Genomic DNA, 13,157 nt, shown 5'->3' on the forward strand with positions numbered 1-13,157 from the left:
TTTTTTTCAACCAAACTTTCCTGTAATGTAATCGAGGGTTCTTTGGTCCTGCGGGTTAGAGAACATTTTATTCGTATTGTCGCATTCAACAAGCTCGCCCATATAGAAAAAGGCGGTTTGATCAGAAACCCTTGCTGCCTGCTGCATGTTATGCGTGACAATGACAATCGTATATTTATTTTTCAGCTCAAGAATGAGTTCTTCAATTTTTCTTGTTGAGATTGGATCTAATGCAGATGTCGGTTCATCCATCAGCAAAATATCTGGATTGGTCGCAAGTGCCCTGGCGATACAAAGACGCTGCTGCTGGCCGCCTGACAAGGAAAGAGCGGACGTATGCAATCGATCCTTCACCTCATCCCATAGCGCCACGTCTTTCAATGATTTTTCCACAATTTCTTGAAGCTTCTTTTTATTTTTGGTGCCGTGGACTCTCGGTCCGTAAGCTACATTATCAAAAATAGATTGGGGAAACGGGTTCCCTTTTTGGAATACCATACCGATATTTTTTCGCAAATCCACGATATCCACTTTATCTTTTAAAATGTTGCTGCCATTATAATTCAGCTCACCTGCAAGCTTTACATTCGGCGTCATTTGAATCATTAAATTCAATGTTTTGATAAAGGTCGATTTCCCGCATCCCGATGGCCCGATAATCGCCGTGACCTCGTTTTCATGTATGCTCAAATTGATATTTTTTAAAGCATGATGCTGTCCATACCATAAGTTCATTCCATTGACTTGATAGACTTCCTGTTTCATTACAGCTTCGGTAGCAATGCTCATTGCCGCCCTCCTATCCGAATTTCCCGTTAATATAATCCTCTGTCTTTTGCTGTTTCGGACTCGTGAAGATCTGTTCAGTCTGTCCGTATTCTACAAGCTCGCCGTTTAAAAAGAATGCCGTCCGATCAGAAACCCGCAGAGCCTGCTGCATATTGTGCGTGACTATAATAATCGAGTATTCTCTTTTCAATTCTGTTATTAATTCCTCTATTTTTGCATTTGAAATCGGATCAAGCGCTGAAGCTGGTTCATCAAGCAGAAGAACAGCCGGCTTCATCGCAAGCGTTCTCGCAATGCATAAACGCTGCTGCTGGCCGCCGGATAACGAGAGTGCGGATGAATGTAAACGATCCTTCACCTCATCCCAGAGCGCTGCTTTTGTTAAACTCTCTTCCACAATTTGATCTAAGGCCGCTTTATTACGCTCTCCGGCATATTTCAATGCATGTGTGATATTTGCATAGATCGATTTCGGAAAAGGATTTGGTTTTTGAAAAACCATTCCGATTTCTCTTCTCAAGCTGACGACGTTAATATTGCCGCCCAATATATTTAATCCTTCATAAAGAATTTCACCTTCAGCTCTTGCAGAAGGAATTAAATCATTCATTCGGTTAATATTTCTCAAAAAAGTAGATTTTCCGCATCCCGACGGCCCAATTAAAGCAGTCACCGCATTCTTTTCAATATCCATGTTCACATGATGAACCGCTTGTTTATTTCCGTAAAAAATAGACAGGTCTTTGACTTCAAGCACGTGGTTCTGCTTCCGAACAATAACAGCTCGCTCAGGTTTTTCTTTTACCATTTGTTCAGACATGTTTTTCGCCTCTTTCCGTTCTAATTTGCCGTAAGCTTTTTGTAGATCATCGTGCCAAGCCATCTCGCTGCGAGATTAAACACAAGAACAGAAATCACCAGCACAGCAGAACCTCCGTTGGCAATCGCTTCAGCATCCGGAATTATTCCTTGTGTATTTACGTTCCAAATGTGAACCGCAAGTGTTTCAGCGGGCCTGAAAATATTAAGCGGCGATGTTTCCGAAAACGGATTCCACTCCGTAAAATTAAGACGCGGTGTTGTCAGGCCGGCTGTAAATAATAATGCTGCCGCTTCCCCGAACACCCTTCCTGACGCTAAAATGGCTCCAGTAATGATAGAAGGGATCGCACTTGGAATTAAAACGGTTTTTACGGTATGCCAGCGTGATACACCTAAAGCGAGAGAGGCTTCCTTCAGGTCCTTAGGGACTGAACGAATCGCGTCTTCTGTCACACGCACCATCACGGGAAGGTTAAAAACAGTTAACGCAAGCGCTCCGCCTATGATCGTATATCCCCAGCCTGTTAAATTGACAAACATCAATAATCCAAACATTCCAATGACAATAGACGGGAGAGATGAAAGCACCTCGATACATGTTCTGATGAAATCAGTCACTTTGTTATTAGGCGCATACTCAGCCATGAACACTCCGCCTCCCACACCGAGCGGGATTGTAATCAGCATCGTAATCAATAAAATATAAAAGGAGTTAAACAGCTGGTCACGTATGCCTCCTCCGGCTGCAATGGCGCTCGATTTTGTCGTAATAAAATGAAAACTGAGCTGAGAAACACCGTTTATAATAATATAGGAAAACAAACCTACTAAAATGGCAGCGATAATGGCTGCACACAAACCAAACATTCCGGTCGCCAGTTTATCTGTTATTTTGCGGTTCATTACACTTTCCTCCTAGATGACAAGTAGCGAATAAGCAGGATGAACAAGAATGACATCGTCAGAAGCACAAGCCCCATTGACCACAGCGTATTGTTTTCAACACTTCCATATGTGGTGTGGCCCATATTCAGCGTGATGATTGTTGTCAGCGTTCCCGCAGTGTCAAACAGACTTTCCGGCAATACTCTTGTATTTCCTATGACCATCTGAACAGCCAAAGCTTCACCGAACGCCCGAGCCATGCCTAACACAACAGCTGTCATTAATGTTGGAAAAGCCGCAGGCACAAGTACTTTTCTGATCGTCTGCCATCTCGTCGCACCAAGCGCGTAAGAACCCTCTCTTAAGCTCTTCGGAAGAGAAGCCATTGCGTCAGCAGAAATTGATGTAATGGTCGGCAGAATCATGACGGAAAGGACAATCGTTCCCGCCAATAAACTGTGCCCTGTCCCGCTCGATTTGAACTGGGCGATAAACGGCACCAATACTGTAAGACCTATGAATCCATAAACAACAGATGGAATGCCGACTAAAAGCTCAATCACAGGCTGCAGCACTTTTTTCCCCCAATTCGGGGCAATTTCTGTCATGAAAATCGCTCCTGCAATGCCAAGCGGAGCAGCGATCAGAGCAGAAAGAATCGTTACTGCAAACGAGCCAAAAATAAATGGCAGCACTCCGTATTTCGGATCACTATCTGTAGGATTCCAATTTAAGCTCGTTAAGAATTCAATTGGGCTTACACCATTTACAAGAAAAGATTGCAGCCCCTTAATGCCGAGGAAAATGGTGATCGCCACAGATGCCGCAATCATAATGAGCGCACATGCTGTCACCATCATTCTTCCACGCACTTCATCCAATTGCCGATTTTGCCTCGAGCTGATTAAACGCTCGCTCACAGACATATTTTCTCTATTGTTTATCATTTTTTACACTCCTATGAATGTGTTAAGAGGAGAAACGGTTGTCCCCGCACTCCTCTTTTTATTAAGATCAGCTTTGCTTCCCTTTGGCATCACGTGTCACTTTCATATCAGTAACCGGAATGTAGCCTTGGTCAGTAACAATGCTTTTTTGAATGTCTTCACTCTTTAGATAATCGAGAAACGCTTTAGCTAAACCTGTCGCTTCACCTTTTGTATAAGAATGCTGATAAGCCCAGATTGGATACTCGCCAGTTGCTACATTTTTCGCTTCAGGCTTAACTCCATCAATAGATAGCGCAGTTACTTTGTCATCTGTTAAATATGAGAATGCAAGATATCCAATCGCTCCCGGAGTATCAGCAATGATCTTTTTCACTGTGTTGGAGGAATCTTCAGTAATGCCTTCTGCAGGTTCTGCTCCATCAAGCGCATACTTCACAAATGTAGCACGTGTGCCAGAAGAATCAGGACGGTTTACAAGTGTAATCTTTTGGTCTTTGCCGCCAAGCTCTTTCCAGTTTTTGATTTTGCCAGTGAAGATTTTTTTCAATTCATCTTTTGAAATATCCTTCACACCAGCATTAGGGTTTACAGCTGCTGCCATACCAACTACTGCGACTTGATGATCGACAAGCGCTTTTGCATCGATGCCTTCTTTTTCTTCAGCAAAAACGTCTGAATTCCCGATTTGAACAGCTCCTTCAGAGACTTGAGAAAGCCCTGTTCCAGAACCGCCAGCTTGTACCTGTATATCAGCATCAGGGTTTTCTTCCATAAATTTTTCCGCGGCTGCAAGTACTAGCGGCTGCATAGCCGATGAACCAGAAATGGTTAAAGAACCTGATGCCTTTTCTTCTCCTTTTGCAGAATCGCTATTCGATTTTTCACTTTCTCCTGCATTTCCGCATGCAGCTGCAATCATCATAAAAGCAGCCATCAGAAGCATAAGCACCAATTTGTTTTTTTTCATTTCCTGAATTCCCCCTGCGTATAATGTGTAATTTGTCCTACACGTATAGAGTAAAGGTTCTATGTAAAAAGGGTTTGAATCGAATGTTAAGGTTTTGTAAATCAATGCGTTTTTTTGTATAAAAAAAACGCCCACATTATGTGAGCGTTTCTTTTTAGTTATCAGAAGACGTTGTGTTTTCTGCATTTTCTTCGATTTTGTTTTTATTCTTTTGTTGCGTATCTTCTTTGTCCTGCTTCGATTTCAGCTCAAAATATTTATCCATTACTTCCCTGCCGATTTCGTTTGTGATGCTATATTTAGCGCTGTAATCAATATAAGCCCAAGGGACTACTACAGAGATCGCAATCTCAGGATTATCAGCCGGTGCATAGGCAACAAGTGTCGTATTATAAGTCGATGTTCCTGTTTTTGATTTATCAGGTCCATCATAGAACGATTGTGCTGTTCCTGTTTTACCGGCAGGCTGATATGACGCTGAAGCAAATTGGCTGGCAGCTGTCCCTTTTGTCATCACCCGTCTGAATCCGGCCTGAACCTCTTTAATATATTCACTCTTCATGTCGATTTTATTCAGCACTTCCGGCTGAACGGATTGTACGACAGCACCGATCCCTCTTTTAGCATCAGGTTCTCTGACTTCCTTTACAAGCTGAGGCTTTAAGCGATATCCGCCGTTTGCAATCGTTGATACGTATTGCGCGAGTTCCAGCGGTGTATACGTGTCGTATTGGCCGATCGCATAGTCAAGCAAGAATCCCGTCAATCTGTCTGTTCCTTTATAGCCTGTCATTTCATTCGGAAGATCAATTCCAGTTTTGACACCTAATCCAAATTGGCTGAAGTAATTACGGAACGTATCAAAGGCCGTCGTATCAATCGGTAAAGCTTGGTGCGGTTTATATTCACCTTTTCCGAGCGCGATCGCAGTTTTAAACATAAATACGTTGGAAGACTGCTCTAAGGCTCTTTGAATATTGACCGGACCTAAGTTAGTCCATGACTTTTTACCGCGTTTATCCTGACCAATATATAAAGGTTCATCTTGAAAAACAGTATTCAGATTGATGGCTCCGGTTTGAAGGCCTGTCAAGACTGTTGCGCCTTTGACTGCTGAACCCATGGCGTAAGATGACGTCATTGTACCTAAAGCATAATCATCAATTTTATATTTCCCATTTTCTTGTTTAATCTGCTTGCCTGCCATTGAAAGCACTTCACCGTTTCTTGGGTCCATCATAACAACGAATGCCCGGTCTAACAATTGAGTGCTTGGTCTTGCTTTAGCAGATTTGAGGTTCTTCTCAATGATTTTTTCCACTTCTTTTTGCAAATCAATGTCAATCGTAAGTACGAGATCTTTACCGGCTTTGCCTTCAGATACCGTTTTTGTTCCCGTGACATTGCCGTTTGAATCTGTGATATTTTCGACTTTGGCTTTTTGGCCCTGCAGAAGGCTTTCGTATTGGTATTCCAAATAGCTTTTTCCGACCCTGTCATTACGGCTGTAGCCAAGCGACAGATAATGGTCGAGCAAGTTGGACGGCAATCCTTCATTAGAGCTGGAAACACTTCCGAGCACTGAGCGAAGAAGGTTTTTATACGGATATTCACGTTCCCAATCGGAGGTGACATCAACACCCGGCAGTTCGTCTAAATGTTCACTTACCACTGCCATTTCCTTCGCTGATACATCTTCGTTTTTGATATATTGAGGGGTCAATGCATAGCCCGAATCCATCTGTCTTTTGATAGCGAGGATCTGCATATCTTTATCCGTCAATTCATTCAGCTGCTTATCAGTAATCCGTTTTAGCTGAAGCTGGTATAAATCGTCATCGGATATTTTTTTGTCTTCAACCTGCTGTCTTTCTTTAGAGCTAATCAGCTTTTTTGCTTCTTTCGGTCTAGTCAAAATCCAATAATCTTTTTTATCCCGTTCTGTTACTTTTTTTGTATCAACTTTGATCATGTCAGACAGCTTTTTTGCGATCTTTAAGCGCTGTTCTTGCGTGGTCGATTTAGATCTTGTGTATGTGATTGCATTTAAAGCCTTATTTGTCACAATGGCATTAAAGTTTCGATCATAAATTTTCCCGCGCGGCACCGCCGAGCTGACTTCACTTTGTTCCTGCTTATTCGCTTGATTTTTGTAATCATCGCCTTGCACGATCTGCTTGATGCCCAATTCCACAATGATCCAGGTGAATATAACAAAGGCAGCTAAAAATAAAATATTCAGCCGGATCGGAAGCGACTTCTTTTTCTCTTTATGATTTTGTTTTTTTGGTTTATTTCTCCTCATAACATCACCTTTTTCTATTTACAGAAAGAAAAGACACTCAGTAAGAGTGCCAGTTTTCATTTTAAAGGTTTTTTCGACTTTTTTCTACAGATAACCCCTTTTTGGCAAAAAAATTATCTCTCGCCTTTTAAAAGGGTCGGTTCTGTTACCCGTTTTTGGCCGTCTTCTTCCATGGTTTCATTTTCCCCTTCCTTCTCCTTAAAACGGATATCCTTGACAAAGTAATAAATCAAAGGATGTCCTATACCTAATATCGCAAGTGACAAAGGAATTCCCACGTCCTCTTTCAGAAGGGCCACGATCAGGAGGAAGCATAAAATCGAAACAATTCTGCCAGCGTTCAAAAACATTTCCCTTAGCACGATATATTCAATTCTTGCTTTTCTGGCATGCCTCGCGCGCCCTATCACATCATATGTAAGTGATACATATGGCACAAGCAACAGAGGATAGCCGATGGCAATAAAAACGCCATACGTTAATAATGTCGAAAAGCTCATATGAAACAGAATCAAAAACAGCGCGCCATACAAAATAAGTCCGCCCAGCAAAATCGATTTTTTTCTGGCCTTTTTCTTAATCAGCCTGGATGCAAAGTAGTAGGCAAAGAAGGAAACAGCTGAATTGACAAGGCCGAATGTACCGAGGGCAAGTTCGCTGTTTGTCTCAATAAATACAAACACACTGATTAAAAAGACAAAAATCCCTTCTCTCAAACCCTGAAAAAAATGCGCATTCGTAATTCTCCGCCAATTCATATTGCTATGGCGCTCTCCAAATACTTTGCTCAGCATAAAACGGCCCTTTGATTCTCTCCGTTTTAAGAAAAAGCTCATCACGACAGCGAGGGCAAATAAGCTGAGGGAGAGACTGAAAATGACTGTATAACCCGTATTATTTTCAAGCCTTGAGATCACGAATCCCGCTACAATCGGGCCGATCATTCCTGCAGAGGAAGACAGAATGCCCATAAACCCGTTGAAAAAGTCTCGCGTATCCGGCTCTGTTATTTCAAAGGTCAGCACGTTAAACGCTAGCCAATAAAAGCCATAGCCCACTCCGAGCACCGCTCCGATCAGCACGAGACGGCTGGCCGCCGTTTCTCCGGCTAAAAGCACACTTAAATAAAAGGCAGCTAAGAAAATGACGCCGAATCTTAAAATAAACACCCTGTCTATTTTTTTGGCTAACCGTCCAGCCAAATAAAAGGTTATCGGCTGCATTGTCACAACGGATAAATTATATATCGCCAAATCAATAAATTTCCCTGACTGCTTCCAAAGATACACATTAACAAATGTATTGGACAGTGCAATTCCCAGCGAGTAAAGCCCGCCAATGGTCAGCAGAAAGAGTAACCCTTTGTTTACGTCTACATCGCCTATCACTTTTTTTAGTTTGCTCATTACTGACTCCCCTTTACTATCCCTTAGTCTGTCTCACTCAAACTGAGATATGTAAAAAGAAGACATAAAAAAACAAGGTCCTTTATTGAGGACCTTGTTTGTGTCATTATTTTGCTTCGCTGTATAGACGAGCCACTTCATCCCAGTTTACAACTTTCCAGAAAGCTGAAATGTAATCAGGACGGCGGTTTTGATAGTTAAGATAGTAAGCATGCTCCCAAACGTCAAGACCCAAGATAGGCGTTTTGCCTTCTGAAAGTGGAGAATCTTGGTTTGGCGTGCTTGTGATTCCAAGTTTGCCGTTGTTCACAACAAGCCATGCCCAGCCAGAACCAAAGCGTCCAGCCGCTGCAGCTGCGAATTGCTCTTTGAATTTGTCAAAGCTTCCAAATACACTGTTGATCTCTTCAGCAAGCGCGCCAGTCGGTTCGCCTCCGCCGTTTGGAGATAAAAGTGTCCAGAATAATTTGTGGTTCGCGTGTCCGCCGCCGTTGTTGCGGACTGCAGTGCGGATGTTTTCAGGAACAGAATCAAGATCTGCAACAAGCTCTTCAACTGATTTGTTTGCAAGAGCAGTGTTTCCTTCAACCGCTTTGTTTAAATTTGTAACGTATGTGTTGTGGTGTTTCGTATGGTGAATAGTCATAGTTTCCTTGTCGATATGCGGTTCTAAAGCATCGTACGCATATGGTAATTCTGGAAGTTCGTAAGCCATGATAATTCCTCCTTAATATATATGTACTGAAATGCCGCTTCACAGCGAGCCTTTCTTCATTCAATGTAACAAAAGAATGCATTGTAATCAATGAAAAAGCTCACAATTTGGCTCATTTCAGCGGACATATTTCACTTTAACCGATAATCAGCACCATTAAACCTCCCGCCAGTATTTCTTATAGGACCGTCCATAAAAAATATCCGATCATCAAAAGCTGTATGATGCCCTTTGCAATGACGCCTGTTAAAAAACCAATGAGTGAACCGAGGCCAATTTTAAACGCTGACTTTAAGTCCTTCTGATGGACGATAAGTTCTGCACAAACAGCACCGATAAACGGACCCAATATGATCCCTGCAACCGGAATGACAAAAGGTCCGATTAATAAACCGATCGTGCTTCCCCATATGGCGGCCTTGCTTCCTCCGAACCTTTTCACTCCAAGCAGATTAGACACGTAATCTGCCGCGAATAATACTGCAGCAAAAACTGCCTCAACGAGCCAGAACATATAGGAATACGGACTGAATGAAAATAAAAATCCGTATAATATAAATCCGGCAACAATAAATACTACACTCGGAATAACAGGATACACCAGCCCGATAAAGGCGATGATAAAAACCGCTGCAATTAACAGCCAATACAACATATCCATAGTTTCCATCCTCCCATTTTACATCTGCCTTCTTCATATCTTCCTTGTATTCACACGCATGCAACGATACAATAAGCAACATATATTAGTTTAGCTAGGAAGTGAAGATAGTGAATGTGTTTCAGCTTTTCATTAAAAGTACATACTCTCCCCGTGATATTGCAAAAACAAGATTTCAAGGAATCGGTAAAGCGATTCTTTATGTATTTTTGCTCTCTGTCCTGTTTGCAATCCCTACCGCTTATTATGTAAGTACAGGGACCGTAAAATCAATGAATGGCTTTAAAACTGTTTTAAACAAAGATTTCCCTGATTTCACAATTTCAAACGGCAAACTTCAAACGGATGAGAAAAAAGCCACGGAATCTCAGGCAAATGGTTTCGTTATCGTGTTCGATCCGACAGACTCCTATGACATTGAACAAATTGAAGCAAAGCAAAACGCAATCGGCATCCTTCAGAACAAATTTGTTTTGGCCATTGACGGACAAGCCCAAGAAATGCCTTACTCAATGATGCCGTCAGAGTTACAGAAAAAAGATGTCATTGCAGGTTTAAACCAAAATAAAGCGATGATCGTAACTGTTCTCTCAGCACTTATTTTTCTCGTAACAGCAGCGGGGAAATTTATTGAAGTGTCATTCTTAGCGCTTATCGGGTTAATCATTAAGAATTCGCAGAAAAAACATCTATCCTATCATCAGCTTTGGAAGCTTTCTGCTTATTCCATCACCCTTTCGACTGTATTCTTTACAATCATGCGGGCATTAGAAGCAACCGTTCCAAGTGAATTTTTGCTTAACTGGTTTGTCAACTTTGTCATCCTGTTTCTCGTTTTAAAAGAGATTCCGTCCAAAAAAGCTCCTGTATAAACCGAGACTGCATTCGCAGTCTCTTTTCTTTTGTCATGATTCTAAATGGACAAGCATACTATGGTATAAAATTTCGTATGCGGGAGGAAAAGCGATGAAGCGTCTCACCTTAGTATGCAGTATTGTTTTTATTCTTTTTATTCTTTTTTATGACCTTAAAATTGGAACGATACCCATTCAGGACCTCCCTGTCTATGAAGCATCAGCAAAAACTGTTTCACAAGAACCAGCATATAAAACGGTGAAGGTAAAGCCGGGTGATACGGTTATGTCGATAGTCGGGTCAGCAGGTTCCCCAGATGACATTGTAAAGGATTTTGAAGCACTGAATCCGAATGTGAAAGCCAACGCCATTCAAGCCGGAACAGCGTACAAATTCCCGGTCTACCCTTAATTTAACGTTAATTTCTTGTCAGTTCGGCGAAGACACTGTTACAATGTAATTTGTAAAATAAATTCACATAAACCATACTAGAATTGTTATATCTAGAAGCGGCAACTACAATTAAGGAGCGATTGCAAGTGAGTGAAATCACACATCGTACAAAAACGCGTCCCGTCAAAGTGGGACCTTTAACAATAGGCGGCAACAATGAAGTTGTCATCCAAAGCATGACAACAACTAAAACACATGATGTAGAAGCAACGGTTGCGGAAATTAACCGTTTGGCTGAAGCCGGATGCCAAATTGTTCGGGTAGCATGTCCGGATGAACGGGCGGCAAACGCCATTGCGGATATTAAAAAGCGCATTTCCATCCCTCTCGTTGTTGACATACATTTCGATTATAAACTTGCGTTGAAGGCCATTGAAGGCGGCGCAGATAAAATCCGAATCAATCCCGGCAACATCGGCCGTCGCGAAAAAGTGGAAGCGGTTGTTAAAGCGGCCAAAGATAAGGGCATTCCGATCAGAATCGGGGTAAACGCAGGTTCACTTGAAAAACGGATTTTAGAAAAATACGGTTACCCAACTGCCGACGGAATGGTAGAAAGTGCACTTCATCACATTAAAATTCTTGAAGATCTTGATTTTCACGATATTATCGTCAGCATGAAGGCATCTGATGTGAACCTTGCGATCGAGGCCTATGAAAAAGCGGCAAAAGCGTTTGACTACCCGCTGCACCTCGGCATCACCGAGTCAGGAACACTGTTTGCCGGCACAGTAAAAAGCGCAGCAGGGCTCGGCGCCATTTTAAGCAAAGGCATCGGAAACACCCTGCGCATTTCATTAAGCGCAGACCCTGTGGAAGAGGTAAAAGTAGCAAGGGAGCTTCTGAAATCTTTCGGTTTAGCCTCCAATGCTGCCACGCTCATTTCATGTCCGACTTGCGGCCGTATTGAGATTGACCTGATCAGCATTGCCAATGAAGTGGAAGAGTATATCTCTAAGATAAAAGCGCCCATTAAAGTGGCTGTTCTCGGCTGCGCTGTAAACGGGCCTGGTGAAGCGAGAGAAGCTGATATCGGAATCGCCGGCGCACGCGGTGAAGGGCTGCTGTTCCGGAAAGGAAAAATTGTCCGTAAAGTTCCCGAGGAAACGATGGTTGAGGAACTCAAAAAAGAAATTGACATTCTTGCTGAGGAACACTATGCAAAGCTTGAAGCTGAAAAAGCAAATTTAAAAGAAGAAACACAAAAAGCTTGACGGGAACCCGTCAAGCTTTTTTGTGTTAGAAAAATGGAATAATAAATATTCCAAGCACTAATGAAACGACACCGATACCCATTGCCCAAGCACCCAGACCTTGAGCACCTCTTCTTCTTGCGATATAGCCGACAATAATACCGGCAGCTCCCAATAAAACAGGCAGTACAAACAATGAAATAATGGACAAGGCTAAAGCAATATATCCTATTCCCCGTCCTTCATTGACATTGCCGCCGCTGCGATCGTTATCTCGGTCATTGCTGCGGTCAGCAGCACGATAAGGCTCTGCAATTTCAGCAGCTGTTTCCTCAAAAAAACCGTCATTGTCGCGGGTAATATTTGTTCCTTCAGATCCATGATCAACATAGTAACTGTTGTTATCACGCTTTTCGTAATCGTATGCCACCTTCAATTCCCCCTTCTGTTTTATTAAAGGAGCTTTTATAGTTTGATCCATTTTGCCTGATTCATGTTTGCTAAACTTTTCTGTTAATGTCAATTGTTTATGTTACACTTGAAAGGATGAAACTGAAGGAGTGTGGGCATGTTACGCTTAGGAATAGATATTGACGGCACAATTACGGCTCAGGATACATTCGTCCCTTATTTGAACCGTTCGTTTAATCTTTCCATTTCATTAAACGATATGACGGATTATGATTTAACAAAATTGTTAAACATTACCCAGGAAGAATTTTGGGATTGGATGAATCAAAATGAAGCGATCATATATAAGGAAGCATTGCTTGCACAGCATGCAAAACAGTCACTTGACCTCCTCAAAGAGGAGCACAAGCTTATTTATATTACAGCGAGACGGACTCATTTAACTGATGTTACCTATGAATGGTTTGACAGACAAAACATTCATTATGATCACATCGAACTCGTTGGCGGTCATCACAAAGTTGAAGCGGTCAAAAACCATAACATCGACCTGTTTTTTGAGGATCATCATGGAAACGCCATGATGATTGCGAAGGAAGCCGGAATTCCGGTGATTTTGTTTAATTCCCCTTATAATCAGCTTCCGATTGATTCAAGCATCATCAGAGTGAACAACTGGCTGGAAGCCGTCCAATGGATGAACAACAACAAGCACCACTTGATACGTGTCAATAACTAAAAAAGG

At 42.1% G+C, this 13,157-nt stretch carries 14 protein-coding genes; 4 read left to right on the forward strand and 10 right to left on the reverse strand.

The window, feature by feature from the left end; genetic code table 11:
- Window positions 1–6: 6 nt before the first annotated feature.
- The 9 genes from pstB (CDO84_RS11520) to CDO84_RS11560 form a co-directional block, all read right to left on the reverse strand.
- Complete coding sequence (gene pstB / locus CDO84_RS11520; protein WP_040082619.1) at window positions 7–789, reverse strand: phosphate ABC transporter ATP-binding protein PstB; 783 nt, start codon at window positions 787–789, stop codon at window positions 7–9.
- Between the two features lie 10 nt (window positions 790–799).
- Window positions 800–1,609 carry a phosphate ABC transporter ATP-binding protein PstB gene (pstB, locus tag CDO84_RS11525; protein WP_040082618.1) on the reverse strand — a complete coding sequence of 270 codons (810 nt, stop codon included), beginning with the start codon at window positions 1,607–1,609 and terminating at the stop codon, window positions 800–802.
- 20 nt (window positions 1,610–1,629) lie between these two features.
- Window positions 1,630–2,514, reverse strand: coding sequence for a phosphate ABC transporter permease PstA (gene pstA / locus CDO84_RS11530; RefSeq protein WP_040082617.1), 885 nt, complete (start codon window positions 2,512–2,514; stop codon window positions 1,630–1,632).
- Complete coding sequence (gene pstC / locus CDO84_RS11535; protein WP_040082615.1) at window positions 2,514–3,443, reverse strand: phosphate ABC transporter permease subunit PstC; 930 nt, start codon at window positions 3,441–3,443, stop codon at window positions 2,514–2,516. Before pstC ends, pstA begins: the two co-directional genes overlap by 1 nt.
- Window positions 3,444–3,510: 67 nt before the next feature.
- Complete coding sequence (locus CDO84_RS11540) at window positions 3,511–4,413, reverse strand: phosphate ABC transporter substrate-binding protein (RefSeq protein WP_014664620.1); 903 nt, start codon at window positions 4,411–4,413, stop codon at window positions 3,511–3,513.
- 154 nt (window positions 4,414–4,567) lie between these two features.
- Window positions 4,568–6,718, reverse strand: a complete 2,151-nt coding sequence (gene pbpA / locus CDO84_RS11545) for a penicillin-binding protein 2A (protein ID WP_040082614.1) — start codon at window positions 6,716–6,718, stop codon at window positions 4,568–4,570.
- A 113-nt stretch (window positions 6,719–6,831) separates the two neighbouring features.
- Complete coding sequence (locus CDO84_RS11550; RefSeq protein WP_014664622.1) at window positions 6,832–8,124, reverse strand: MFS transporter; 1,293 nt, start codon at window positions 8,122–8,124, stop codon at window positions 6,832–6,834.
- 106 nt (window positions 8,125–8,230) lie between these two features.
- Window positions 8,231–8,839, reverse strand: a complete 609-nt coding sequence (gene sodA, locus CDO84_RS11555) for a superoxide dismutase SodA (protein ID WP_040082612.1) — start codon at window positions 8,837–8,839, stop codon at window positions 8,231–8,233.
- Window positions 8,840–9,017: 178 nt separating this feature from the next.
- Window positions 9,018–9,500: a DUF456 domain-containing protein gene (locus tag CDO84_RS11560; RefSeq protein ID WP_014664624.1), complete on the reverse strand. Its 483-nt coding sequence runs from the start codon at window positions 9,498–9,500 to the stop codon at window positions 9,018–9,020.
- A 110-nt stretch (window positions 9,501–9,610) separates the two neighbouring features.
- Between CDO84_RS11560 and CDO84_RS11565 the strand changes: the two genes are divergently transcribed.
- The 3 genes from CDO84_RS11565 (at window position 9,611) to ispG (ending at window position 12,022) form a co-directional block, all read left to right on the forward strand.
- Window positions 9,611–10,372, forward strand: a complete 762-nt coding sequence (locus tag CDO84_RS11565) for a DUF1189 domain-containing protein (protein WP_040082611.1) — start codon at window positions 9,611–9,613, stop codon at window positions 10,370–10,372.
- Window positions 10,373–10,466: 94 nt separating this feature from the next.
- Window positions 10,467–10,766: a LysM peptidoglycan-binding domain-containing protein gene (locus tag CDO84_RS11570; protein ID WP_040082610.1), complete on the forward strand. Its 300-nt coding sequence runs from the start codon at window positions 10,467–10,469 to the stop codon at window positions 10,764–10,766.
- A gap of 122 nt (window positions 10,767–10,888) precedes the next feature.
- Window positions 10,889–12,022: a flavodoxin-dependent (E)-4-hydroxy-3-methylbut-2-enyl-diphosphate synthase gene (ispG, locus tag CDO84_RS11575; protein WP_080487989.1), complete on the forward strand. Its 1,134-nt coding sequence runs from the start codon at window positions 10,889–10,891 to the stop codon at window positions 12,020–12,022.
- Window positions 12,023–12,047: 25 nt separating this feature from the next.
- Here ispG and CDO84_RS11580 read toward each other — a convergent pair whose 3' ends face one another.
- Entirely contained in the window at window positions 12,048–12,437 is a 390-nt protein-coding gene (locus CDO84_RS11580) for a DUF308 domain-containing protein (protein WP_080478340.1), read from the reverse strand.
- Between the two features lie 132 nt (window positions 12,438–12,569).
- Between CDO84_RS11580 and CDO84_RS11585 the strand changes: the two genes are divergently transcribed.
- Window positions 12,570–13,151 (forward strand): nucleotidase, encoded by a 582-nt coding sequence (locus CDO84_RS11585; protein ID WP_014664629.1) that lies wholly within the window; start codon window positions 12,570–12,572, stop codon window positions 13,149–13,151.
- Window positions 13,152–13,157: the final 6 nt, after the last annotated feature.

Source organism: Bacillus sp. MD-5, from assembly GCF_002201875.1.
Classification (GTDB): domain Bacteria; phylum Bacillota; class Bacilli; order Bacillales; family Bacillaceae; genus Bacillus; species Bacillus stercoris.